Raw genomic sequence first — 22,543 nt, 5'->3', positions numbered from 1 at the left:
GACTGACAACAGGGGTTGCATGTTTGCAGCGACGGATCGTCGCGCATTTCTGTCAAAGGGAATAGCTGTGCCGCCGGCGATGGTGATGCTGCTCTCCACCAGCCTCGCGTCACCCGCCATCGCGGCGTCGGGCGGCACCGTGACGCAGCCCGTGGGTGGTGGCGGCGGTCCGACCGATAGCTATCCGGGACCCGGTGGCGGCGGCGGTGGAATCGGCGGCGGCGGCGGCCCATCGTCGCCCGACATCAACTACCCCTATTTCAACACGCCGGTCGCTAGCGCAGGTCCGCCGTCGAGCATTGCCCCGGTCGGCGGCGGTGGGGTTCCCACGGCCACCGCCGCGCCCGCATTGGGCGGGGGCGGAGCATCGTCACGCGATATCGCGGCACCCAAGACGCGGGCGCGTCGCATCGCCATAGCCGGCGAGCGCGGCTGACCTCATGAATGTCGCGACGGTGTCGAATCCGTCGATAGCGTTTGCGCGCCGTCGATCGCCGCGCGCGCGCGCGCGCGTTGGGCTGGTCGCCTTCGCCGTGGCTGCGCTGGCGCTGTTCGCGATGTGGCTCGTGCGGCCCGATTGGCAGAGCCTGCCGCTGCGGTCCGCGCTGGCCGAGGCCGCGCGGGACGTGCCTGCGCCCGTCGAGGATTTCTACCGGCGACGGGGTTACGAGCCACTCTGGTCCGAGCCTTCGGGCTTCTGGCCGTTCCGGCGAGCGCGGCTGATACCCGAGGCCGAACTGCTCGCTACGCGCATCACCGAGGCGATGCCAAAGCGACGTGACGTCTCCGCCGCGGTCCGGGCTGCGCGCGGTGGCGATGTCGAACATGTCGCGCAAGCCGAACTGGTCCTGTCGCGCGCGTTCGGCGATTACCGCCGCAGCCTCCACGACAGCGTCGCGCCGGCGCGATTGGCCTGGCTCGACCCCGCGCTGGCTCCGCCGCGGGATACCGCCGGAGTGCTTGAGGAGGTCGCGCGCGCGCCGTCGCGCCGCCGCTATCTCGACCTGATCGAGCGGGTGAACCCGATGTACGATGCGCTTCGCCGCGGGCTCGCGGAGTATCGGGCGGACTGGTCGCGTCTGCCGCAAAATCCGGTCGCGGATGGGCCGGCGCTGGCGGCCGGGGCGACCGGCCCGCGGGTGAAGGCGTTGCGGCACCGGCTGGGCCTGGCCGACGCGGGCGAGGCGCCGTTCGACGCGCCGCTCGCATCGGCGGTGCGACGCTTCCAAAACGTCCATGGGCTGCCCGCCACCGGGCACGCCGACCGGGCGACGATCGCCGCGCTGAACCGGGGTGCGGCCTCTTATGAGCGGCTCATCCGCGCCAATCTCGATCGGGCGCAGGCTTTCCCGACCTCGTTCGATGGCCGCTTGCTGTTCGTCAACGTTGCCGCAGCGCAACTGTCGCTGATCGAACAGGGCGAGGTCCGTGAAACGATGCGGGTCGTCGCCGGAAGCCCGGCGATGCCGACCCCGGCGATGGCGGGCGAGATACGCTATGCGGTATTCGATCCCTATTGGAATGTGCCCGTCGATCTGGTGCGCGACCGGCTCGCGCCGCAGGTGCTGCGCCAAGGGCCGTCCTATTTCGAGCAAAGAGGGTTCGAAGCGCTTTCGGACTGGGTCGATGGCGCGCACCGCCTCGATCCGCGTGCGATCGATTGGCGCGCCGTCGCTCAAGGCCGCATCGATCTACGGGTTCGCCAGCGACCGGGCGGCGGCAACGAGATGGGCCGGGTCAAGTTCATGCTGCCCAACGAGCTCGGCATCTATCTGCACGACAGCCCCCACCGGGCGCTGTTCGGCCAAGCGCGACGCTGGGTGAGCGCGGGCTGCGTGCGGCTCCAGGATGCGGATAAAGTGGCGTCGTGGCTGCTGGGGCATGGCATCGGCGCGGCCAATCGCGCTGCGCCCGATCGCCATGTCGATCTTCCGCACCCGACGCCGGTGTACATCGCCTATCTGACCGCCGCGCCGACCGGCGATGGCATCGTCTTCTATCCCGACGTCTATGGGCGCGATCCGGCCTTGCTGGCGGCGATGGGCGCGACATGATCGCAGCGGCCTATATACCGGCCCCCGATTACCTCCCTGGCGGATGGCAGCAGCAGCGGATGGCGCCGGCAGCCGACGTGCGCTGCTTTTCGATCGCCGGCCGGTCGGTGCTGTTCAGCGAGCGGCTGCAACAACTGTTCGAGCTCAACGACAGCGCGGCGGCTATCTGGGACGCGCTGGCGGCTGGCGACACGGTCGAAGCGGTGGAGGCGAGTCTCGTCCGCGGCGGCATCGCCCATGCCGATGCCGCCAACTATGTGCGCGACGCGACCGGCGGATGGATCGCCGCCGGCCTGCTGATCCCGGACGGGTTGATCGCGGCGTCGCGCGCCACCCCCGACGCGAGCGTGTCGCTGCGCATCGGCAGCTTCGAATGCCGAGTCGATATTCACACCGGTCCATCGGACCCGCTGATCGCACTGATCCGGCCGATCCTCGCACAGTTCCTGGTCGGCCAGACGGTGCGCGCACCGGTGATCGCGGTAATGGCCGGGGGTGGCGGCTACTTTCTGCTGTTCGAAGATGAGGTGATCGGCCTGTTCCCCCGCGATCACATCGTCGCCGAGGTCAAGGCGCTGCTGACCGACCGGCTGGCTAAGGCGACCGATGGCGGCAGTTTCCTGATCCATGCCGCGCTGCTGGCGCGTGACGGGCAGGGAATGCTGCTGTCCGGACAGCCGGGAGCGGGCAAGACGACGCTGTCGGTCGCGCTCGCTGCCGAGGGATGGGACTATGGTGCGGACGATATCGTCCGGGTGTCGCCCCGGCGCGGTTTCGAGGGGATCGGGTTCAGCCCGGCGTCGAAATCGGGCGCATGGAAGCTGTTGCACCCTTATGTGCCGCAACTGCCCCAGCTGCCGGTCCACATCCGGCGGGATGGTCAACGGGTCCGTTACCTGCCGGTCGAAGGCTGGGCGCGGGCGAAGGTCGAGCGGATGGCGTGGGGGCTCCTGCTGGCGCGGCGCGAGGGGGCCGACGCGATGCTCGAACCCGTTGAGCCGCTGGCTTTTCTGAGCGAATTGCTGCGCAGCGCCTTTTCCGCCCGGCATCATCTTAAGGCCGACGCGCTGCGCGCGCTGGTCGAGCGCCTGTCGGAGACGCATTGCCAGCGGCTGATCTATTCGGACCTCGGGGCCGCGCTGGAGCTGCTGCGGGAAAAGGTTGCATGGATAGGCTGACGGCGCTGGACGACCTGATGTGTGCGCTGCGCGGAACACCGCTATCGGATTGCGACTGGGACGCGATGCTGGCGCTGGCCAATCAGAGCCTGGTGACACCACAGCTCGCGGCGAACCTCGATGGGCATGGCAAGACGCTGCCCGACCGCGTAGCCGCGTTTCTCGATGATGTCCGCGCCCGCAATGCCGAACGCAACCGGCGGCTCTGGCGGCTGCTCCACGATGCGGTTGCGGCGCTGTCGAAGGCCGGGATCGTGCCTGTGCTTCTTAAAGGCGCTGCGCTCCGCGCCAGTCTTGCTGCCGATGCGCCGTTCGACCGGCTGCTCAGTGATATCGATCTGCTGGTCGCACCGGGCGAGGTGGAGGCGGCGCTGGCGGCTTTGACCGCGGCGGGCTTCGGCATCGCCGCGCGCTATCCGGGAGCGGCAGTCCACGTCGTCGCCGAACTTGGGCGGCCGCAGGATCCGGGCTTCATCGACCTGCACCAGCGCGCGCCGGGGCCGCCGGGGTTGAGCGATGGCGCTGGATTCGCGCCCCGCCGTCGGACGATCGTGCTCGACGGACATGCTGCCGCAGTGCCCGATGCAGCCAGCCAGATCCTGTACCTGTTGCTCCACGACCAGTTTCACGACGGCGGCTATTGGCGGGGTGGCTTCGACCTCCGCCACCTGATCGATGTCGCCGCGCTGGCGCCGGGCTTGTCCGTAGCGGACTGGGCGTGGCTTTACCACGCGTGCGGCACGGCACTGGTGCGGTCAGCGCTCGATGCGATACTGCTGTCGGTCGAGCGGTTGCTGGGCGATCGCGTGTCGCCATGGCGGGCAGGCCGGCATGCGCGGTGGCTCTATCGCCGCTGGATGCTGCAATACCGCTTCCCTAGCCTGCGCTTGCCGTTGGCGGCGCTGGCCGTCGTCGCGGATGCGCGTAGGCTGAGGACGCATCGCCATGCCGATCAGGCGGCGCGAGCGCAATTCATCGAGGGTAAGATGACATGGGGCGAGCGGCTGGGCCGCGCCCGGCGGATATTGCGCGTGGCATCCGGCAAAATCTGAGCGCGGCGTTCCGATCAGGCGTCGGGCAACGGCGTCGATTGCATCCGCTCGATGACGAGGTTCAACCCCTGCTCATCCCGCGCAGCCAGATCGATCGGCCGGATATCACCGTTAAGCGCGCAGGGCTGATTGAGGAAGCGCATTGCGCGGTCGCGGCACCGAAACCGATCGAGCGCCGCGCGCACCACCACGCTACGCCGCGCCATTTCCCCATCCTGGGGATCGCGGGCGGCAATTCGTCGCGCGAACCAATCGTTCATAGGTAACCCTGCAATGCAACACGATAAGCAAGGACCCATCGACCTGGGGGGCATTTGGCCGATGGGTCCCCTGTTACAAGGCCGATGACGGGGGAGACATCGACCGCAATATAAAACCATCCATCCTTGTAATGGTTCCGTACACCGCTGCGGAAACGATATGGTTTATTGGTAATTTTAACTAATATGGGTTTATTTTGCGGAGGAAATGAACCACATGTTAATAACAACCGGCCAAATGATCATGCAACGATGATTTGATACTGTTTATCGCATCGCATGCGTTACGACAGGCTATAAATTAAAGATTAGTTGCTTAACTTGCAATCGCCGCGTCGTCGTTTGCAACTCGTGCGATGCTTCTTTTCACCCGGTTAAGTGTTTCCGGGCCGTCTATCCATGTTGCATTTGCTTAGTCGAAGGGGTTCCTCCTGCGGGAAGCGGCGTCACCGGGCCGACGGTTTCGCGACCTTGGAACAGCGCGTCGAGCCGGCGGCGGATCGATCGTTCATACTCATCACGTTCGAGCGCTGCGGGCTTCGAGAGCATGATGTCTCCGCAAATCGCATCCTTGATACGGCCAAGCGCCGCATCGTCGAGCACGCCGGCGCTCTTGAGTTCTATCGCGAGCTGAACGAAGCCGACGGCGGTCACTTGGGCGCGCAGACCCAGCAGGTCGACCGATTCACGAAGTTTGCGGTTTTCGGTGGCGTCCATGGCGCATTCCTCTCCAAACTGGAGCGATCATCCGCCAGACCGACGAGTGGCGCAATAGTCCAATCGGGTGAGCTGGTTTGGACCTAGTCGTTGCCGCCTATGAGATCGCCAAGACCGCCGAGTACCGAGCCTTCGCCACGGTTCTGGCCGCCGCGGCTGCCCGCCGCGGCGAGCATCCGGCCAGCGAGACGCGAGAAGGGGAGCGACTGGATCCAGACCTTTCCGGGGCCGGTGAGCCGCGCGAAGAACAGGCCTTCGCCGCCGAAGAAAACGCTCTTCACCCCGCCCGCGGTGACGAGATCGAAATCGACGCTGGGCGTGTAGGCGGCGAGACAGCCGGTATCGACATGAAGCTCCTCGCCCGCCGCCAGTTCGCGCTCGACCACGGTGCCGCCCATCTGCACGAACACCCAGCCGTCGCCGTCGAGCCGCTGCATGATGAAGCCTTCGCCGCCGAACAGCCCGGTCATGATGCGGCGCTGGAAATGGACGCCGATCGACACGCCCTTGGCGGCGGCGAGGAAGCTGTCCTTCTGGCAGATGATCGTGCCGCCATAATCGGCCAGCCGCAGCGGCAGGATCGCGCCCGGCGTTGGGGAGGCGAAGGCGACCCGCGCCTTGCCCTGGCCATGATGGGTGAAAACCGTGGTGAACAGGCTTTCACCGGTGATCAGCCGCTTGCCCGCGCCGAGCAGCTTGCCCATGAAACCGCCATCGCTGCCGCCGCTGCCGTCGCCGAAAACGGTGGTCATGCCGACCGCGCCGTCCTTCCACACCAGAGCACCCGCCTCGGCGACCGCGCTTTCACCGGGGTCGAGTTCTATTTCGACGAACTGAAGCTCCTGGCCCTTGATCTCGAAGTCGATGTCGTCGGCGACGCCTGCCTTGCGGTGATGCTGCCACGGGCTGGGAGAAGTCATGGAATAAGCCTCTGAAAAAGAAGACGTCAGGCCGAACTGGTCAGCATTACGGTATAGAGGTGGTATGTTTCAGCTCAAGACGGCGAGCAAGTCCTTCGTGCCGCCGACATGCCCGTCATCGGTCAGGGCGGGCGACGCCGCGCTGCGGAAGGGTGGCGCTCTCTCGAAGAGCATCGAAAAGCAGAAAGTCGATATAGTTGCCGGCGATGCCATGGCGCAGGCCAAGGCTGGATGCATCGCCGGTCTTTCGTCGTCAGTAGTCGTTGCCCGATGCTATTGCCGCGCCGATGGCGAGGCCAGCGATACCGGCAATCAGCGCGTCGTCATTATGATAATGACGATAGCGGTAACGTGGATAGTCATAGCCGTAGCCATAGTAGCGCGGCGCATAATAGCCGCGCGGGCCGTAATAGCCGCGTGACCCGTAATAGCCGCCATATCCACGATAGCCGCGGTCATAGCGATTGTAGCGATCGCCGCGCCAGCCACGATCGCCGCTCCAGCCGTGACGGTCGCCGCGCCAGCCATGGCGGCCGTCACGCGCTTCGGCGGGAACCGCCGCCGCCATCATGCTGGTGGCGACCAGCGTGGCCGCCAGTCCCTTGAAGATGTTACGCATGTCAGACTCCTTACCCGGCCGGCCCGGACATGGCGCGACCAGACTATAGAATGAGCCCATGCAGCTGAACCGCAGCATAACGGCACCTGGAAGGGGGCGCCGCGCCTTGCCTTATTGCGGCGCACCCTCTAAAGGCGCGCCCATCTTCCAACGACCCTCAAAAAATGGAGCCGCTCGGCCATGGCGACCGAACGTACTTTCTCGATCATCAAGCCCGACGCCACGCGTCGCAACCTGACCGGTGCAGTCACCGCGAAGCTCGAGGAGGCCGGCCTGCGCGTCGTCGCTTCCAAGCGCATTCACATGACCAAGGAGCAGGCCGAGGGCTTCTATGCCGTCCACAAGGAGCGCCCCTTCTTCGGGGAGCTGGTCAGCTTCATGATCTCGGGCCCGGTCGTGGTCCAGGTCCTCGAAGGCGAGAACGCCGTTGCCAAGAACCGCGAAGTGATGGGCGCGACCAACCCGGCCAACGCCGACGAGGGCACGATCCGCAAGACCTTCGCCGAATCGATCGAGGCGAACTCGGTCCATGGCTCGGACAGCCTGGAAAATGCCAAGATCGAGATCGACTTCTTCTTCAAGCCCGAAGAAATCGTTGGCTGATAATGAGCGGTCCCGTCATTAGACGGGCGGGGCCGGATGACGCCGCCGCGCTGAGCATGATCGGCGCGGCGACCTTCCTCGAATCCTTTGCGCATATGATCGGCGTGGCCGACATCGTGGCGCATGTCGGCGCCAAGAATAGCGTCGATGCCTGGCGCGGTTTCGCGCAGGACCCCGACAATGCGATCTGGATCGCCGCGCTGCCCGCAACGGCGGTGCCGGTCGGCTATGCGCTGCTCACCGAGCCGGATCTGCCGATCGAGACGCGGGACGGCGATATCGAGCTGCGGCGTATCTATATCCTGTCGAAGTGGCAGGGCGGCGGCCTTGGCCGACGGCTGATCGAGACGGCGATCGGGCATGCCCGCGCGGCGGGCAAGCGCCGGTTCCTGATCGGCGTCGCCGGCGACAATGATAGCGCGATCGGCTTTTACCGGCGGATGGGCTGTGAACAGATCGGCACGCGGCAGTTCCAGGTCGGCGAGACACTGTTCGACGACCTGATCGTCGGGATGGATTTGTAGGGGCTGCTCCTACTTGTCATCCCGGACTTGATCCGGGATCCCGCTTTTTCTTAATCGCTGGAGAAGATTAGCTGGATCCCGGATCAAGTCCGGGATGACGGAGAGAGATAGGAGTCAAAACTCCAGCATCGCCGCCAGTTTCGGCGGTGCGTTCAACCGCCAGCTTTTGCGCAGGCGGTGCTCGACGAGGTCCCAGTCGCTGTCCGGCTGGTCCAGCCTGATGCCGACCCAGCCCGAGGGGCCGAGATAGGGCGGCTTGAAATAGACATCCGGGTCCAGATCGATGAGCATCTCCTGCTCCTCGATCCCGGTCGTCTTGACGAGCACCGCGGTGCGGTCGTCACCATGATGATTGTGCCAGAAATAGGCGAACATACGCTTGTCGGCGACGCGCCAGCAGGGCGATCCGTGCGACACCTTTTCCTCGACCTGCGGCAATGCCATCGCCAGCGTGGCCACCCGGGTGTGGACCGCCTTCGGATCGGCCGAGGCCATCAGGCCTTGCCCTTGTGGCGGGCCTTCCACAGCGCGTCGATCCTTGCCGGCGCGGCCTTGGCGGTGCTGCGCCCGATCAGTGACAGGCCACGCAGCTTGATATCGACCCCGCCGAGCAGGCCGCCGCTCTGGGTTGTGTAGCCGATGTCGTACAGGGTGACGTCCTCGGCCAGTTCGCCGTTGACGGTGAAGCGGGTGGTGATCGCCACCGGCAGGCGCGCGTCACCGCGCACGCGTTCGTTCTCGCCCGCGTCGTGGCGGGCCTGTTTGAGCCCGTCGGCGAACCAGCGCGCCTCAATGCGCGGATCGGTACTGTCGACCGGATCGACGCCGAGCGCCTTTGGGAAAGCGATGGTCTGGCCCTGGATGATCTGGTCGGCCGCGGCGGCGCTGAGAGTCAGCCGGTCGCCATCCTTTTCGCGCACCGCCTTCAGAACCAGCGTGCGGGCACGACTATCGGCCTTGCGGTCCTCCGCGCTGCGGCTCGCCTCGATGGCGCGGCGCTCGCTATAGTTGTTCCAAAGAGTGAGCGCGGAGATGAGCAGTGCGGCGACGCCCAATATCTCCGCCAGGGTCAGCCATCGTATCCAGCGCCGGCGCATCGCGCCTTCGGATGTGTCTTCAGCCATGCGCCCGGATATAGGCGGCCAGCGCCGCAGGATAAAGCCGGTGTTCTTCGATCAGCACGCGAGCGGCGAGGCTGTCCGGCGTGTCGCCGGGGAGGATCGGTACTCGCGCCCGGGCGATGACCTCGCCATCGTCGAGTTCGGGGGTGACGAGGTGGACCGAGCAGCCGCCCTCCGCATCGCCTGCCGCGATCGCGCGGCCATGGGTGTCGAGCCCCTTGTAGAGCGGCAGCAGCGAGGGGTGGATGTTGAGCATATGACCCGCCCAGCCCTGGACGAAGGCGTCGCTCAAAATCCGCATATAGCCCGCCAGCGCGATGTAGCGGACGCCGGCGTCGCGCAGCGCCTTGTCGATGATCGCGTCGAACGCGGCGCGCGGCAGACCCTTGTGGCTGTGCGCGAAAGTGGCGATTCCGGCGTCGCGGGCGATAGCGAGGCCGCCGGCTTGCGGGTCGTTCGAGGCGACGAGGACGACCTCATAGGGGCAGTCTTCGGCGCGAGATGCTTCGATCAGCGCGGCCATGTTGCTGCCGCGTCCGGAGATCAGGATGCCGAGGGGGGCTTTCATGGGTCTACCCCAGATGGGTCGCCGACCAGTCCGCCCGCGCGCTCCACGTCTCGGCCGATCCCGTGACCGTGCAGCCCTTTTCGCCCGCCGCGATATGGCCGACGCGCAGCACGGTTTCACCCGCCGCCTCGAGCGCGCTGGTGACCGCCGCGACATCGCCCTCGGCGACGATCAGCGCCATGCCGATGCCGCAGTTGAAGGTGCGCGCCATCTCCTCGGGCTCGATATTCCCCTGCGCCTGGAGGAAGGCCATCAGCCGCGGCTGGGCCCAGCCATCGGCGTCGACATAAGCATGGAGGCCTTCGGGAAGGACGCGCGGGATATTTTCGAGCAGGCCGCCGCCGGTGATGTGCGCCATCGCGCGCACCTTGCCCGAGCGGACCTGCGGCAGCAGCGACTTCACATAGATCCGGGTCGGGGCCATCAACGCCTCGATCAGTAGTACGTCCTGATCGAACAGGGCAGGGCGATCGAGCTTCCAGCCCTTGTCGGCAGCGAGGCGGCGGACCAGCGAGAAGCCGTTCGAGTGGACCCCCGACGAGGCGAGGCCGAGGATGACGTCGCCCGCCGATACGCGGTTGCCGGTCAGCGCTTCCTCGCGCTCGACCGCGCCGACGCAGAAACCGGCGAGGTCATAGTCGCCATCGGCATACATGCCGGGCATTTCGGCGGTCTCGCCGCCGATCAGTGCGCAGCCCGCGAGCTTGCAGCCCTCGGCGATGCCCGCGATCACCCGCTCGGCGACGCCGTTGTCGAGCTTGCCGGTGGCGAAATAGTCGAGGAAGAACAGCGGTTCGGCGCCCTGGACGATCAGGTCGTTGGCGCACATCGCGACGAGATCGATGCCGACGCCGTCATGCCGCCCGCTGTCGATCGCCAGCTTCAGCTTGGTGCCGACGCCGTCATTGGCGGCGACGAGCAGCGGATCCTTATAGCCCGCCGCCTTCAGATCGAAGAAGCCGCCGAAGCCGCCGAGATCGGCGTCCGCGCCCGGGCGGCGGGTCGACTTGGCGAGCGGACCGATCGCCTTGACGAGGGCATTGCCCGCGGCGATGGAGACGCCGGCCTTGGCGTAGGTGTAGGATTCGGGTTTGTCGGTGCTGTCGCTCATTCGGAAGCGCCTAACCATATCCTACTTGGATTTCCACGGCCAAGTCGCCAAAAGGCACATCGTGACCTTCGCAGACCGTCTTTTCCGTCCCGTACCGTTGTCGATCTTCTGCGCGACGCTGTTCGCGGGCGCACTGGCCTTCGCCCAGCTGGAGCGGGCCGACGAGCGCGGCGTGGCACCGATCGATGGGTCGGGCAGCTATGAGGTGTCGGGGGTAAAGGTCGATGTCGCGGCGCGCACCGCCGACCAGGCGCGCACCGGCGGCTGGCGCGAGGCGCAGCGCAAGGGCTGGAAGATGCTGTGGGCGCGGGTCAACGGCAAGCCGGTCGAGAATGCGCCCGGCCTGCCCGATTCGACGCTCGATTCGATCAGCGGCGGCATCGTCGTCGAACAGGAGCAGATCGGCCCCAATCGTTATATCGCCAGCCTGGGCGTGCTGTTCGACCGTGCCCGTGCGGGTGAGCTGCTGGGCGTGAAGGGGGCGATGCGCCGCTCCGCGCCGATGCTGGTGATCCCGGTCCAGTGGAGCGGCGGCACCCCGGTCAGCTTCGAATCGCGCAGCGAATGGCAGAAGGCCTGGGCGCGCTTCCGGTCGAACAACAGCGCGATAGATTATGTCCGCGTGTCGGGCACCGGCGCCGATCCGGTGCTGCTCAACGCCGCGCAGACACGGCGACCCGGGCGCGGCTGGTGGCGGATGCTGCTCGATCAATATGGCGCGGCGGATATCGTCGTGCCCGAAGTCGTGCTGTTCCGGCAATGGCCGGGCGGGCCGGTGATAGGGCGCTTCACCGCGCGCCACGGCCCCGACGCGGCGGTGATCGACCAATTCACCCTGAAAGCCGACAGCGGCGACGGCCTGCCCGCGATGCTCGACCGCGGCATCGAGCGGATCGACGCCGCCTATGTCCGTGCACTGCAGGAAGGCGCGTTCAAGGCCGATAAGTCGCTGGTGATCGAAACCCCGGTCGAGGAAGTGCCGATCGAGGATGTGCTCAACCAGCTGGCGGTGGCCGCGACCTCGACGATCATGGTTCAGGCGGACACCCCCGACGCGGTGGCGCTGCGTGCCAACGAGCTTGCGCTGCGCGGCATGACGGGGGTGACCGGCGTCCAGACGGGCAGCCTGGCGCTGGGCGGCACATCGATCTTCCGGGTCAGCTTTTCGGGCCCGCCGACCGCCTTCCGCGATGCGCTGGTCTCGCGCGGCTGGCAGGTCGACGATGTCGCGGGCGGCGTCCGCATCCGGCGCGGCAGTCAACCAGCGCGCCCATGACCGATCAGATCGCGCTGCCTTTCCAGTGGCCAGCCGAGGAAAGCGAGCGCGACTTCATTATCAGTGATGCCAACCGGCTCGCGGTGAAGCATCTCGAACATTGGTCGCTGTGGCCGGTGATGGCGACGGTGCTCACGGGCCCGCGCAAGTCGGGACGCAGCCTGCTCGGCCGCATCTTCGCGGCGAAAAGCGGCGGCCGCTTCGTCGACAATGCCGATGCCCAGGACGAAGAGAAGCTGTTCCATGCCTGGAACGCGGCGCAGGCCGACCGCAAGCCGCTGCTGATGGCGGCTGACCTGCCCCCCGCCAAATGGCGGATCAAGCTGCCTGACCTGAAATCGCGGCTGCTGGCGAGCCCGCATGTGGCGATCGAGCAGCCCGACATGCAGCTGATGGCGGGGCTGGTGGAGAAGCTACTGAACGCACGCGGGCTGGCCGCGCCGCCCGAGGTGATCCGCTATGTCGTGCCGCGTATCGAGCGCAGCTATATCGGAATCGGGCGCATCGTCGACGCTATGGACGAGGCGGCGCTGGCAAGGCGGCGGGCGATCGGCATGAAGGTCGCGCGCGAGGCCCTTGCGACAATGGGCGTCACGGACGATAACTATAAGCTGTTATAGCAGGCGGCTCATGGACTCGATCGAACAGACGGCGCGCGATGAAGAAATGGTTGGCGACGTCGGACCGCATGATCCGATCGGCCTGCGCGACCGCTATTTCAACCGGGAGCTGAGCTGGCTGGCCTTCAACCAGCGCGTGCTCGACGAGGCCTGCAACCAGGCGCATCCGCTGCTCGAACGCCTCCGCTTCCTGTCGATATCGGGCAATAATCTCGACGAATTTTTCATGGTCCGCCTTGCCGGCCTCAAGGGTCAGCTGCTCGAAGGGGTGGAGGCGCTGTCGTCCGATGGGCTGACGGTCGCACAACAAGTGGAGGGCGCGACCCGCCGCGCCGATCAGCTGATGGCCGACCAGCAACTGGTTTGGGACCGGCTGCACGACGAACTCGCCACCGCCGGGATCGTCGTGCTCGAAGAAGGCGAGATCGAGGGCAGCGACGCCGCGTGGCTCGAAACCTATTTCCGCGACCATATCTTCGCGGTTCTGACCCCACAGGCGCTCGATCCCGCGCATCCCTTTCCGTTCATCCCGAACAAGGGCTTCAGCCTGTTGTTCGATCTGACCCGCCAATCGGATGGCGAGCAGATATTCGAACTGCTGATGGTGCCGTCGACGCTGCCGCGCTTTGTGCGCCTGCCGGGCGACGGCGCGCGCTATGTCGCGATCGAGACGCTGGTGCGCCGCTTCACCAATCTTCTTTTTCCCGGCTATGTCGTGCGCGGGCAGGGCGCTCTGCGCATCATCCGCGACAGCGACATCGAGGTCGAGGAAGAGGCCGAGGATCTGGTCCTCTACTACCGTACCGCGATCAAGCGGCGGCGCCGCGGCCGGGTGATCCGGCTCGAACTGGAAGGCGGCATGTCCTCATCCTTCGAGCCGCTGTGGAAGGACAAGATCAGCGGGGCCGACGCGTTCATCACCGAATCGGGTAATTTCCTGGGCATCGCCGACCTCGAGCAACTCGTCGACGAGGATCGCCCCGACCTGAAATTCACCCCCTTCGCACCACGCTTTCCTGAGCGCATCCGCGAACATGGCGGCGATTGCTTCGCGGCGATCCGGTCGAAGGACATCATCGTCCATCATCCCTATGAGACCTTCGACGTCGTCCTCGCCTTCCTGCGCCAGGCCGCGCAGGACCCAGACGTCATCGCGATCAAGCAGACGCTCTATCGCGCCGGCAAGCAGTCGGCGGTGATCCGCGCGCTGGTCGACGCGGCCGAGGCGGGCAAGTCGGTGACCGCCGTGGTCGAGCTCAAGGCGCGCTTCGACGAAGAACAGAATCTGATGTGGGCCTCGCAGCTCGAGCGCGCCGGGGTTCAGGTGGTCTACGGATTCATCGACTGGAAGACCCACGCCAAGGTGTCGATGGTGGTGCGGCGCGAGGCCGAGGGACACCGCACCTATTGTCACTTCGGCACGGGCAATTATCACCCGATCACCGCGCGGATCTATACCGACCTGAGCTTCTTCACCGCCGATCCCCGGCTGGGGCGTGATGCGGCGCAGCTGTTCAACTATATCACCGGCTATGTCGAGCCGACCGACCTGCAGAAGCTCACCATCTCGCCGCATGGCATGCGCGAGGAGCTGAGCCGGCTGATCGACGCCGAGATCGACCATGCCCTCGCCGGGCGCGATGCCGCGATCTGGGCGAAGATGAACTCGCTGGTCGATCCGGCGATCATCGAGAAGCTCTACCGCGCGAGCGCGGCGGGGGTGGAGATCGACCTGATCATCCGTGGCATATGCTGCCTGCGGCCGGGCGTGCCGGGCCTGTCGGAGAATATCCGGGTGAAATCTGTCGTCGGGCGGTTCCTGGAGCATAGCCGGGTGATGTGCTTCGGCAACGGCGCGGACCTGCCGAACCGCAACGCCAAGGTGCTGATCAGCTCGGCCGACTGGATGCCGCGAAACTTCGACCGCCGCGTCGAATATCTGCTGCCGATCGAGAATCCGACGGTGCATGCCCAGATCCTCGATCAGGTGATGGTCGCCAATTTGATCGACGACGAGCAGAGCTGGCGGCTGCTGCCCAACGGCGAATATGAGCGGATCAAGCCCGGCAAGCGCCCGTTCAACCTCCACCGCTATTTCATGACCAATCCGTCATTGTCGGGACGCGGCGCCGCGTTGCGGAAGAGCGGGCAGGTGCCGAAACTGTCATTGCGCCGGGACAGTTAGAACGGGTTTCAAGGGCTGGAAGCGTGCTGCCGTTCCTCCGGCAGCCACTGAGCGGCTATGCCGATCCAGAGCATGCCGAAGCCGAGGCCCGCCATCACGTCGCCAGGCCAGTGGACGCCGAGAGCGATCCGTGACCATGCCATTGCGACGGCGATGAGGATGGCGAGGGGAAGGGCCAGCCGTCGCCGTGGGAGCAGAAGCGCGAGCGCCAGCAGGGTGAGCGTCGTGTTCGCCGCATGGGCGCTGGGAAAACTCCACGACGTCACCAGGTCGAGCTGGCCGCGCACCGGCGGACGATCGCGCAGGCAGAACAGCTTGATGATCTCGACCGCCAACCGGCCGGATGCGACTGTCGTGAAATACCATATCGCCGCCATCGCCCGCCCGCGGATAAGGAGCAGGCAGCTCATCGCCAGGCCGAACGGCGCCAATATCCAGAAGCCGCCGAGCCGGGTGAAGGCGATCACCCGCCCCCCGCTGGTCAGGCGCGCGGCATCGAGCAGCCGCAGATCGGCCTGGGGAAAGACGAGCCAAAGCGCCAGGCCGGTGGCGATCAGCAGCAGCCCGGCCAGGAACAGCGTCGTCGCCACGATGTCGCGTCGGGCCATGCCCCGACCTCGCACGAAGGCGTCCCGTGCGGCAAGAGGCCTGTTTCCATCGGACGAGGCGAAGCGCGGCGAGGCACCATTTGTCCGCCGCCACGTTTGATCCGGCACCGAAATCGGCTACAGCGGGAGCATCATGCCAGCGATCTCGATGTTCCGCCGCGCCAAGAGCCCGGCGCCCGGCCATACCCGCGTGGGAATAATCGATATCGGCTCCAATTCGATCCGTCTTGTCATCTATGACGGGCCCGCGCGCGTGCCTGCCGCGCTGTTCAACGAGAAGGTGATGGCGGGCCTCGGCAAGGGCGTGTCGCGCGACGGCGCGCTCGATCCCGAGGCGATGGACCGCGCGATCGCCACGCTCGCGCGTTTCCAGCGGCTATCCGAGCAGATGGGGGTGCCGCATCCGCGCACCGTCGCCACCGCCGCCGTCCGCGACGCCGCCAATGGCCGGCTGTTCATCGACCGGGTGCTTGAACTGGGCCTCGCGGTCGAGCTGCTGTCGGGCGATGACGAAGGACGGCTGGCGGGCCTTGGCGTCATCGCCTCGATCCCGCAGGCCAATGGCATCGTCGGCGACCTTGGCGGCGGCAGCCTCGAACTTGCCCGCGTCGTCGATGGCGAAGTGCGCGAGACCAGTTCCTTTCCGCTGGGCGTGCTGCGGATCGGTGCGGTCAAGGCCAAGGGGCCGCGCGCGCTGGGCGCACTCGTCGCCAAGACGATCGAGAAAAGCGGCTGGGCAGGGAAGGGCGCGGGTCTGCCCTTCTACATGGTCGGCGGATCGTGGCGCTCGCTGGCGCGGCTCGACATGCACCTGACCGGCTATCCGCTGCCGATCGTCCATCATTATTGGATGCCGCCCGAAAATGCGCAGCATCTGGTCCGCGTGCTCGCGCATCTCGATCGCAAGCGGCTGCGCGAAGTGGTCGGCCTGTCGGGATCGCGCATCCCGACGCTGGCCAGCGCCGCGTCGCTGCTCAGCCATGTCGTCCGCAACCTCGGGTCGAGCGAGCTGATCGTCTCGGCCTATGGGCTGCGCGAAGGGCTGCTCTATGACGAGCTGTCCGAATATCAGCGCGCGCAGGACCCGCTGATCGCCTCGACCCGCGAGGAAGGGGCGCGGCAAGGCCGCTTCCCCGAGCATGGCGACCTTCTAGAACGCTGGATCGCGCCGCTGTTCGCCAGCGAGAGCGCGACCGATGCCCGTATCCGCCACGCCACCTGCCTGCTCGCCGATGTCGGCTGGCGCGCCCATCCCGAATTCCGCGCTGAACGCGGCGTCGAGACGGCGCTCCACGGCAATTGGGTCGGCATCGATTCGCGCGGGCGCGGCATGATGGCGCATGCGCTGTGGACCAGCTTCGGCGGGCAGGGAATGGTGCCGGTGATCAGCAGCATCTGCTCGCCGCAGGAAATCGTGACCGCCGAACGCTGGGGCTACGCGCTGCGGCTCGGGCAGCGCTTCTCGGGCGGTGTCGCCGATGCGCTGGTCGGCAGCCGCCTGGCGCTCGGCAAGGACGCGCTGGAGCTGCATTGCGAGCCCGACAACGCCATCCTGTACGGAGAGTCGGTCGAGCGGCGGCACAAGACGCTGGCCTCGGCTTTTGGCATCGAGCCGCGGTTTACCGTCGGCTGATCCGTTTCCCGCGTTTTTCCGGCGGTCTGCCGACAGCGGCTTGAGCCGGGCCCGGCGCTGTGACCCTGTAACGACAAGGGGGCCCCGCTACCGGAGTAGCTATGGCCGACGCGCACCGTTTCCGGCGCGACATTCAGGGTTTGCGCGCGCTCGCCGTGCTCCCCGTCGTTCTCTTCCACGCCTTCCCTGAGTCGCTGCCCGGCGGTTTCGTCGGGGTCGACATCTTCTTCGTCATCTCGGGCTATCTGATCACCCGCATCCTCCATCAGGAATTGCAGGAGGGCCGGTTCAGCGTCGCCAGTTTTTATGTCCGCCGGATCAAGCGGCTGTTTCCCGCGCTCTATCTGATGCTCGCGGCGTCGATGCTGATCGGACTGATCATGCTGCCGCCCGCCGAACTGCGCGAGCTGGCGCGGACCTGTCTCGCCACGATCGGCTTCTTCGCCAATTTCCTCTTCTACAATCTGTCGGGCTATTTCGACGGGCAGTCCGAGCTCAAGCCGCTGCTCCACACCTGGTCGCTGGCGGTGGAGGAACAGTTCTATCTGGTCTTTCCGCTCGCGCTGCTGGCGATATGGCGCTGGCGGCCAGCCTGGTTGTCCGCGCTGCTGTGGATCGCGGCAGGCCTGTCGCTGGCATGGAGCGTCCGCGAACTGGGCGTCGATCCGTCGCGCGCCTTCTATTATCCCTGGCCGCGCGCCTTCGAGCTGCTGATCGGCGCGATCGTCGCGGTCGGGGCGCATCCGAAGATTGGCAGCGGTCAGGTCCGCGACGGGCTCTCGTTGCTAGGACTGGCGCTGATCGGCGCATCGCTGATGTTGCTGTCCGAAGACCGGCCCTTTCCGGGGCTGGCGGCGCTCGCGCCGTGCATCGGCGCGGCGCTGGTCATCGCAACAGGCGAGGAGGAGGAGGCATTGGCCGGGCGCATGCTGGGCTTCGCGCCGCTGGTGCTGATCGGGTCGCTCTCCTACTCGCTCTATCTGTGGCATTGGCCCGCGCTGGTGTTCGGGCGCTACATCGCACTTCGCCCGCTGACCGCGCCCGAGGCGACGGCGGCGGTGCTGGTCGCCTTCGCACTCGCCTGGGCGTCCTGGCGCTATGTCGAGCGGCCGGTGCTGCAATGGCGGCTGCCGCATCGCCCGGTGTTGATCGGCGGCGCGGCGACGATGGCCGTTTTCGCCGCCGCGGCCGCGATCGTAGTGCTGGGCAATGGCCTGCCGCAACGGCTCGATCCGCTCGGCCGGACGCTGGTGGCGGCGGCGCGCGACAATAGCGGCTATCGCGGTGCGTGCCATTCGGAAGAGCATGACGTCATCGCCTATGACCGGCTGTGCGCCTTTGGCGACCGGCGGGCGACCCCGAGCGTGGCGGTGTGGGGCGACAGCTTCGGTGCGGAGCTGGTCGTCGCGATGGGCGAGAAACTGGCGTCCGAGCGGCGATCGGTGCTTCAGATTACCGCGTCGGGCTGCCCGCCCTCGCTCGGCTATGCCGCGCCGCATCGCCCGGCCTGTTCGACCTATAATGACGAGCGGCTCCGCGAGCTGCGCGGCGATCCGCGCATTCGGGAGATCGTGCTGGTCGTCAATTATCTGGGCTTCATGAACGACTCGCCCGCGCGCCAGGCTGCGCTGCTCGACGGGGTAGAGCGGTCGGCGCTGGCGCTGCACGCGGCGGGGAAGGAGGTGACGCTGGTCTACACCATCCCGCGCATGCCTTTCGTCGCGCCAACCGCGCTGGCGATGGAGCGGCTGCGCGGCGGCGATCCTGCGGGATTCGGACAGTCGCGCGCCGACTTCGATCGCGGCGATGCGCTGGTGTCGGCGCGGCTCGACCGGATCGCGCAGGAAACCGGCGCGGCGCGGATCGTGCCCGCGCAGCGGCTATGCGGCGCGCGGCTGTGCCCGGCCTATCTGCCGGGAGCGGGAGTGCTCTATTTCGACCATGCCCATCTGAGCATTGCAGGTGCGCGCTATCTGCTGGCGGGCGCGAGGGTTTAAAAATCAATCATATAAGAGCCGTCATGCTGAACTTGTTTCAGCATCCACCACGAGGCCGGAGACGAACTGAGAGGTTGCACTGCCCGCCCGCCGCAAGGGCCTCTGAGTTCACGCCCGCGGAAGAGTGGATGCTGAAACAAGTTCAGCATGACGTTGAAATTAAGAGACATTACTCCCCGTCGAGGGCGGACATCACCATCTTGCCGTTGCGGACGCTGAAAGCGAGGCGGCCTTCGACGAGGGCAAGGGCGTCCTTGCCAAAGATGTCGTTCCGCCAGCCCTGAAGCAGCGGCAGGTCTCGCACCCCCGCGGCGAGCAGTTCGAGGTCGTCGGCGCGGGCGATCAGGCGCGGGGCGACGTCGGCGTCGCGCGAGCGGACCTTGAGCAGCAGCTTGAGCAGGTCGGCGATCAACGCGCCTTCCTTGCCCAAGCCAGGCTTGCGGTCCTCGCGCGGCGGCATTTCAGCCTCGCTGAGCGGCTGCGCGTCGGCGATGGCCGCCATCAGCCGCGCGCCGATGTCGTTCTGCGCCCAGCTGGGCGACAGGCCGCGCACGCGGGCGAGGTCGCTCTGCTCGCGTGGCGGGTGCGAGGCCATGTCGGCGATCGTCTCGTCCTTGGCGATGCGGCCGCGCGGCAGGTTCTTCGAGCGCGCCTCGCGCTCGCGCCATGCGGCGATCGCCTTGAGGCGGCCCAGCACCTCGGGCTTGCGGCTGGGCAGGCGGATGCGCGTCCAGGCGAGTTCGGGGAGGTTCGCGTAGCTGGCGGGATCGCCGAGCCGCTCCATCTCATTGTCGAGCCAGCTGCCGCGCCCCGTCTTGCGCAGCTTCTCGATCATCCGGGGAAAAAGCTGCGCGAGATAGGTGACGTCGCCGATCGCATAGTCGATCTGGCGCTTGTCGAGCGGGCGGCGCGCCCAATCGGTGAAGCGCGCGCCCTTGTCGAGTTTCACGCCGAGCAGCGTCTCGACCAGGTTCGAATAGCCGATCTGTTCGCCGAGCCCCATCGCCATCGCCGCGACCTGGGTGTCGAACAGCGGATACGGGGTCTTGCCCGTCAGATTGTGGACGATTTCGAGATCCTGGCCGCCGGCGTGGAAGACCTTGAGCACCTCGTCATTCTCGACGAGCAGGTCGAGCAGTGGCGTGAGATCGAGATCCTTGGCCTTGGGGTCGATCGCGGCAGCTTCCTCGCTATCCGCGATCTGGATCAGGCAGAGATCGGGCCAATAGGTGCTCTCGCGCATGAATTCGGTGTCGACCGTGACGAAGGCCGCATTGGAAAGCCGGGCACAGAGATTGGCGAGCGTCGCGCTGTCTGTAATCAGGGGGTGAATATGCATGGCAGACTGCATAGCGGGGTCACAACGCTTGACAAGCACTGCGCGCCCGCGCGAAGCGCTCCGCTCGCAAATTCACCTGAAAGTTGATCATAACATGCATGCCTATCGCACCCATCATTGCGGCCAGCTCCGCGCCCAGGACGTCGGATCGAAGGTCCGGCTGTCGGGTTGGGTGCACCGCAAGCGCGACCATGGCAATCTGCTGTTCGTCGATCTGCGCGATCATCACGGCCTGACGCAGATCGTCACCGACATTGAATCGGAAGCCTTCAAGCAGCTCGAGCGGCTGCGCGTCGAATCGGTGGTGACGATCACCGGCGACGTCGTCGCGCGCGCCGACGAAGCTGTGAACCCCAATCTATCCACCGGCGCGATCGAAGTGCGCGCGCGCGAAGTGAGCGTCCAGTCAGCCGCGCAGGAGCTGCCGCTGCCCGTCGCGGGCGAGGCCGATTATCCCGAGGATATCCGCCTGCGCTACCGCTTCCTCGATCTGCGCCGCGACCGCATCCATGCCAACATCGTGCTGCGCTCGAATGTGATCGCCTCGATCCGCCAGCGGATGATCGCGCAGGGCTTCACCGAATATCAGACCCCGATCCTGACGGCGTCGTCGCCTGAAGGCGCGCGTGACTATCTGGTCCCCAGCCGCGTCCATCCGGGCAAGTTCTACGCGCTGCCGCAGGCGCCGCAGATGTTCAAGCAGCTGCTGATGGTCGCGGGATTCGATCGCTATTTCCAGATCGCACCGTGCTTCCGCGATGAGGACGCCCGCGCCGACCGTAGCCCGGGCGAGTTCTATCAGCTCGACTTCGAGATGAGCTTCGTCACCCAGGAAGATGTGTTCGCGGCAATCGAGCCGGTGCTGCACGGGGTGTTCGAGGAGTTCTCGAACGGCCGCTCGGTCACGCCCGCACCATTCCCGCGCATCGCCTATCGCGACGCCATGCTGCGCTATGGCTCGGACAAGCCCGACCTGCGTAACCCGCTGGAGATCACCGACGTCACCGAGCATTTCGTGGGATCGGGGTTCGGCCTGTTCGCCCGCATCGTCGAGGGGGGCGGCGTGGTCCGCGCGATCCCGGCGCCGGGGGCAGGGGCCAAGAGCCGCAAATTCTTCGACGACATGAACGACTGGGCGCGCGCCCAGGGCCATGCCGGTCTCGGCTATATCAACATCAAGGGCGGCGAGGCCGGCGGCCCGATCGCCAAGAATCATGGAGAGGAGGCGACCGCCAAGCTGATCGCCGCGTTGGGCCTCGGCCCCGACGACGGCGTCTTCTTCGCGGCCGGCAAGGAGTTGCCGACCGCCAAGCTGGCAGGCGCGGCGCGGACCCGCGTCGGCGAGGAACTGGGCCTGATCGAGCAGGGCGTGTTCAAATTCTGCTGGGTCGTCGACTTCCCGATGTACGAATATGACGAGGACGCCAAGAAGATCGACTTCAGCCACAATCCCTTTTCGATGCCGCAGGGCGAGATGGAGGCGCTGGAGACCAAGGACCCGCTCGATATCCTCGCCTATCAGTATGACATCGTCTGCAACGGCGTCGAGCTGTCGTCGGGCGCGATCCGGAACCACAAGCTCGACGTTATGTACAAGGCGTTCGAGATCGCCGGCTACACCAAGGAGCAGGTGGACGAAAATTTCACCGGCATGATCAACGCGTTCAAATATGGCGCGCCGCCGCATGGCGGCTCCGCACCGGGCATCGACCGCATCGTCATGCTGCTGGCCGACGAGCCGAATATCCGCGAGGTCGTGCTGTTCCCGATGAACCAGAAGGCCGAAGACCTGATGATGAACGCGCCGTCGCCGGTGTCGCTCAAGCAGCTTCGCGAATTGAACATCAGGATCGTCGAACCTAGCAAAAGCTAGGTTCCACTATCCTGAGCCTTTTGTTTTAGCCCTCAGACGCCGGGCGCAGGGCATCCGCCCTGCTTGGCTTCGCGCCAATAAGGCGCGGCGGCCGTTCGGCCTTGCGGGATGCTGGCCCATCCCGACGCCGATCTCGTCGTCGGAGCCCGGCAGGGCCCCGCAAGGCCGAACGGCCGCCCGAGCTTATGCGAGGATAGCCAAGTGGGCGGATGCCCGCGCCGGCGCCTGAGGCTAACCAAAAATGTCCCATAGCTGGACGCCCCCGAAACTATTAAGCATCTCCTG

Annotated in this window: 21 protein-coding genes and 1 pseudogene; 12 read left to right on the top strand and 10 right to left on the bottom strand. The window is 66.3% G+C overall.

Translation table 11 applies throughout. The features are described 5' to 3' along the window. The first annotated feature begins 67 nt into the window (after positions 1-67). Genes ASE00_RS23300 through ASE00_RS04845 form a run of 4 tightly spaced genes read left to right on the top strand, consistent with a single transcriptional unit; the run spans position 68 to position 4,284 of the window. Entirely contained in the window at positions 68-436 is a 369-nt protein-coding gene (locus ASE00_RS23300) for a hypothetical protein (RefSeq protein ID WP_156405268.1), read from the top strand. A 4-nt stretch (positions 437-440) separates the two neighbouring features. Further along, positions 441-2,054, top strand: a complete 1,614-nt coding sequence (locus tag ASE00_RS04855; protein WP_056378024.1) for a L,D-transpeptidase family protein — start codon at positions 441-443, stop codon at positions 2,052-2,054. Further along, positions 2,051-3,232, top strand: coding sequence for a hypothetical protein (locus ASE00_RS04850; protein ID WP_056378023.1), 1,182 nt, complete (start codon positions 2,051-2,053; stop codon positions 3,230-3,232). The genes ASE00_RS04855 and ASE00_RS04850 overlap by 4 nt, the downstream gene beginning before the upstream one ends. Then, positions 3,220-4,284 carry a nucleotidyltransferase family protein gene (locus tag ASE00_RS04845; RefSeq protein WP_056378022.1) on the top strand — a complete coding sequence of 355 codons (1,065 nt, stop codon included), beginning with the start codon at positions 3,220-3,222 and terminating at the stop codon, positions 4,282-4,284. The genes ASE00_RS04850 and ASE00_RS04845 overlap by 13 nt, the downstream gene beginning before the upstream one ends. Before the next feature lie 14 nt (positions 4,285-4,298). Here the strand turns inward: ASE00_RS04845 and ASE00_RS23295 are convergent, their stop codons facing one another. The 4 genes from ASE00_RS23295 to ASE00_RS04825 form a co-directional block, all read right to left on the bottom strand. After that, positions 4,299-4,490: a hypothetical protein gene (locus ASE00_RS23295; protein WP_156405266.1), complete on the bottom strand. Its 192-nt coding sequence runs from the start codon at positions 4,488-4,490 to the stop codon at positions 4,299-4,301. Between the two features lie 447 nt (positions 4,491-4,937). Next, the gene (locus ASE00_RS04835) at positions 4,938-5,261 is read right to left on the bottom strand and encodes a hypothetical protein (protein WP_056378020.1); all 324 of its coding nucleotides are present in this window, start codon (positions 5,259-5,261) and stop codon (positions 4,938-4,940) included. An 83-nt stretch (positions 5,262-5,344) separates the two neighbouring features. Continuing rightward, positions 5,345-6,181 carry a TIGR00266 family protein gene (locus ASE00_RS04830; RefSeq protein WP_056378019.1) on the bottom strand — a complete coding sequence of 279 codons (837 nt, stop codon included), beginning with the start codon at positions 6,179-6,181 and terminating at the stop codon, positions 5,345-5,347. A 253-nt stretch (positions 6,182-6,434) separates the two neighbouring features. Next, the gene (locus ASE00_RS04825) at positions 6,435-6,800 is read right to left on the bottom strand and encodes a hypothetical protein (RefSeq protein WP_056378018.1); all 366 of its coding nucleotides are present in this window, start codon (positions 6,798-6,800) and stop codon (positions 6,435-6,437) included. A 180-nt stretch (positions 6,801-6,980) separates the two neighbouring features. Here ASE00_RS04825 and ndk point away from each other — a divergent pair, with 180 nt between their 5' ends. Both ndk and ASE00_RS04815 read left to right on the top strand, forming a co-directional pair. Then, positions 6,981-7,403 (top strand): nucleoside-diphosphate kinase, encoded by a 423-nt coding sequence (gene ndk / locus ASE00_RS04820; protein WP_056378017.1) that lies wholly within the window; start codon positions 6,981-6,983, stop codon positions 7,401-7,403. Between the two features lie 2 nt (positions 7,404-7,405). Continuing rightward, positions 7,406-7,927 carry a GNAT family N-acetyltransferase gene (locus ASE00_RS04815; protein ID WP_056378016.1) on the top strand — a complete coding sequence of 174 codons (522 nt, stop codon included), beginning with the start codon at positions 7,406-7,408 and terminating at the stop codon, positions 7,925-7,927. A gap of 114 nt (positions 7,928-8,041) precedes the next feature. Here the strand turns inward: ASE00_RS04815 and ASE00_RS04810 are convergent, their stop codons facing one another. The 4 genes and pseudogenes from ASE00_RS04810 to purM all read right to left on the bottom strand — a co-directional run bounded on the left by ASE00_RS04810 (position 8,042) and on the right by purM (position 10,727). Next, positions 8,042-8,422 carry an MmcQ/YjbR family DNA-binding protein gene (locus ASE00_RS04810; RefSeq protein ID WP_056378015.1) on the bottom strand — a complete coding sequence of 127 codons (381 nt, stop codon included), beginning with the start codon at positions 8,420-8,422 and terminating at the stop codon, positions 8,042-8,044. Further along, positions 8,422-9,051: a hypothetical protein gene (locus ASE00_RS04805; protein WP_056378014.1), complete on the bottom strand. Its 630-nt coding sequence runs from the start codon at positions 9,049-9,051 to the stop codon at positions 8,422-8,424. The genes ASE00_RS04810 and ASE00_RS04805 overlap by 1 nt, the downstream gene beginning before the upstream one ends. A 7-nt stretch (positions 9,052-9,058) precedes the next feature. Further along, positions 9,059-9,616: pseudogene (gene purN, locus ASE00_RS04800) on the bottom strand (phosphoribosylglycinamide formyltransferase); the annotation flags it as partial. Positions 9,617-9,620: 4 nt separating this feature from the next. Continuing rightward, positions 9,621-10,727 carry a phosphoribosylformylglycinamidine cyclo-ligase gene (gene purM / locus ASE00_RS04795; protein ID WP_056378012.1) on the bottom strand — a complete coding sequence of 369 codons (1,107 nt, stop codon included), beginning with the start codon at positions 10,725-10,727 and terminating at the stop codon, positions 9,621-9,623. A gap of 61 nt (positions 10,728-10,788) precedes the next feature. On the opposite strand from purM, the gene ASE00_RS04790 reads away from it, so the two are divergent. The 3 genes from ASE00_RS04790 to ASE00_RS04780 are packed head-to-tail and all read left to right on the top strand — an operon-like array spanning position 10,789 to position 14,808. Beyond that, complete coding sequence (locus tag ASE00_RS04790) at positions 10,789-12,003, top strand: hypothetical protein (RefSeq protein WP_056379321.1); 1,215 nt, start codon at positions 10,789-10,791, stop codon at positions 12,001-12,003. Beyond that, positions 12,000-12,623 (top strand): DnaA ATPase domain-containing protein, encoded by a 624-nt coding sequence (locus tag ASE00_RS04785; protein ID WP_056378011.1) that lies wholly within the window; start codon positions 12,000-12,002, stop codon positions 12,621-12,623. Before ASE00_RS04790 ends, ASE00_RS04785 begins: the two co-directional genes overlap by 4 nt. A 46-nt stretch (positions 12,624-12,669) precedes the next feature. Next, positions 12,670-14,808, top strand: coding sequence for an RNA degradosome polyphosphate kinase (locus ASE00_RS04780; protein ID WP_056379319.1), 2,139 nt, complete (start codon positions 12,670-12,672; stop codon positions 14,806-14,808). Between the two features lie 8 nt (positions 14,809-14,816). Here the strand turns inward: ASE00_RS04780 and ASE00_RS04775 are convergent, their stop codons facing one another. Then, a complete protein-coding gene (locus ASE00_RS04775; RefSeq protein WP_056378010.1) occupies positions 14,817-15,416 on the bottom strand; it encodes a phosphatase PAP2 family protein in 600 nt (199 codons plus the stop codon). Positions 15,417-15,549: 133 nt separating this feature from the next. Between ASE00_RS04775 and ASE00_RS04770 the strand changes: the two genes are divergently transcribed. Together ASE00_RS04770 and ASE00_RS04765 are read left to right on the top strand one after the other, a co-directional pair. Beyond that, positions 15,550-17,049: a Ppx/GppA family phosphatase gene (locus tag ASE00_RS04770; protein ID WP_056378009.1), complete on the top strand. Its 1,500-nt coding sequence runs from the start codon at positions 15,550-15,552 to the stop codon at positions 17,047-17,049. 101 nt (positions 17,050-17,150) lie between these two features. After that, positions 17,151-19,046, top strand: a complete 1,896-nt coding sequence (locus ASE00_RS04765; RefSeq protein ID WP_056378008.1) for an acyltransferase family protein — start codon at positions 17,151-17,153, stop codon at positions 19,044-19,046. Between the two features lie 169 nt (positions 19,047-19,215). On the opposite strand, the gene rnd is transcribed toward ASE00_RS04765, so the two are convergent. Next, positions 19,216-20,385 (bottom strand): ribonuclease D, encoded by a 1,170-nt coding sequence (gene rnd / locus ASE00_RS04760; RefSeq protein ID WP_200957873.1) that lies wholly within the window; start codon positions 20,383-20,385, stop codon positions 19,216-19,218. A 94-nt stretch (positions 20,386-20,479) separates the two neighbouring features. Here rnd and aspS point away from each other — a divergent pair, with 94 nt between their 5' ends. Next, positions 20,480-22,258 (top strand): aspartate--tRNA ligase, encoded by a 1,779-nt coding sequence (gene aspS / locus ASE00_RS04755; RefSeq protein ID WP_056378006.1) that lies wholly within the window; start codon positions 20,480-20,482, stop codon positions 22,256-22,258. The last annotated feature ends 285 nt before the right edge of the window (positions 22,259-22,543 follow it).

Origin of the sequence: Sphingomonas sp. Root710, from assembly GCF_001429065.1 — a bacterium.
Classification (GTDB): domain Bacteria; phylum Pseudomonadota; class Alphaproteobacteria; order Sphingomonadales; family Sphingomonadaceae; genus Rhizorhabdus.
Note: the sequence above shows the minus strand (reverse complement) of the source record. Positions and strands in the feature narration are given on the sequence as shown.

Coding starts and splice junctions, on each gene's coding strand:
- ASE00_RS04855 (WP_056378024.1), top strand. CDS start 441: ATGAATGTCGCGACGGTGTCGAATCCGTCGATAGCGTTTGCGCGCCGT.
- ASE00_RS04850 (WP_056378023.1), top strand. CDS start 2,051: ATGATCGCAGCGGCCTATATACCGGCCCCCGATTACCTCCCTGGCGGA.
- ASE00_RS04845 (WP_056378022.1), top strand. CDS start 3,220: ATGGATAGGCTGACGGCGCTGGACGACCTGATGTGTGCGCTGCGCGGA.
- ASE00_RS23295 (WP_156405266.1), bottom strand. CDS start 4,490: ATGGCGCGGCGTAGCGTGGTGGTGCGCGCGGCGCTCGATCGGTTTCGG.
- ASE00_RS04835 (WP_056378020.1), bottom strand. CDS start 5,261: ATGGACGCCACCGAAAACCGCAAACTTCGTGAATCGGTCGACCTGCTG.
- ASE00_RS04830 (WP_056378019.1), bottom strand. CDS start 6,181: ATGACTTCTCCCAGCCCGTGGCAGCATCACCGCAAGGCAGGCGTCGCC.
- ASE00_RS04825 (WP_056378018.1), bottom strand. CDS start 6,800: ATGCGTAACATCTTCAAGGGACTGGCGGCCACGCTGGTCGCCACCAGC.
- ndk (WP_056378017.1), top strand. CDS start 6,981: ATGGCGACCGAACGTACTTTCTCGATCATCAAGCCCGACGCCACGCGT.
- ASE00_RS04815 (WP_056378016.1), top strand. CDS start 7,406: ATGAGCGGTCCCGTCATTAGACGGGCGGGGCCGGATGACGCCGCCGCG.
- ASE00_RS04810 (WP_056378015.1), bottom strand. CDS start 8,422: ATGGCCTCGGCCGATCCGAAGGCGGTCCACACCCGGGTGGCCACGCTG.
- ASE00_RS04805 (WP_056378014.1), bottom strand. CDS start 9,051: ATGGCTGAAGACACATCCGAAGGCGCGATGCGCCGGCGCTGGATACGA.
- purM (WP_056378012.1), bottom strand. CDS start 10,727: ATGAGCGACAGCACCGACAAACCCGAATCCTACACCTACGCCAAGGCC.
- ASE00_RS04785 (WP_056378011.1), top strand. CDS start 12,000: ATGACCGATCAGATCGCGCTGCCTTTCCAGTGGCCAGCCGAGGAAAGC.
- ASE00_RS04780 (WP_056379319.1), top strand. CDS start 12,670: ATGGTTGGCGACGTCGGACCGCATGATCCGATCGGCCTGCGCGACCGC.
- ASE00_RS04775 (WP_056378010.1), bottom strand. CDS start 15,416: ATGGCCCGACGCGACATCGTGGCGACGACGCTGTTCCTGGCCGGGCTG.
- ASE00_RS04770 (WP_056378009.1), top strand. CDS start 15,550: ATGCCAGCGATCTCGATGTTCCGCCGCGCCAAGAGCCCGGCGCCCGGC.
- ASE00_RS04765 (WP_056378008.1), top strand. CDS start 17,151: ATGGCCGACGCGCACCGTTTCCGGCGCGACATTCAGGGTTTGCGCGCG.
- rnd (WP_200957873.1), bottom strand. CDS start 20,385: ATGCATATTCACCCCCTGATTACAGACAGCGCGACGCTCGCCAATCTC.
- aspS (WP_056378006.1), top strand. CDS start 20,480: ATGCATGCCTATCGCACCCATCATTGCGGCCAGCTCCGCGCCCAGGAC.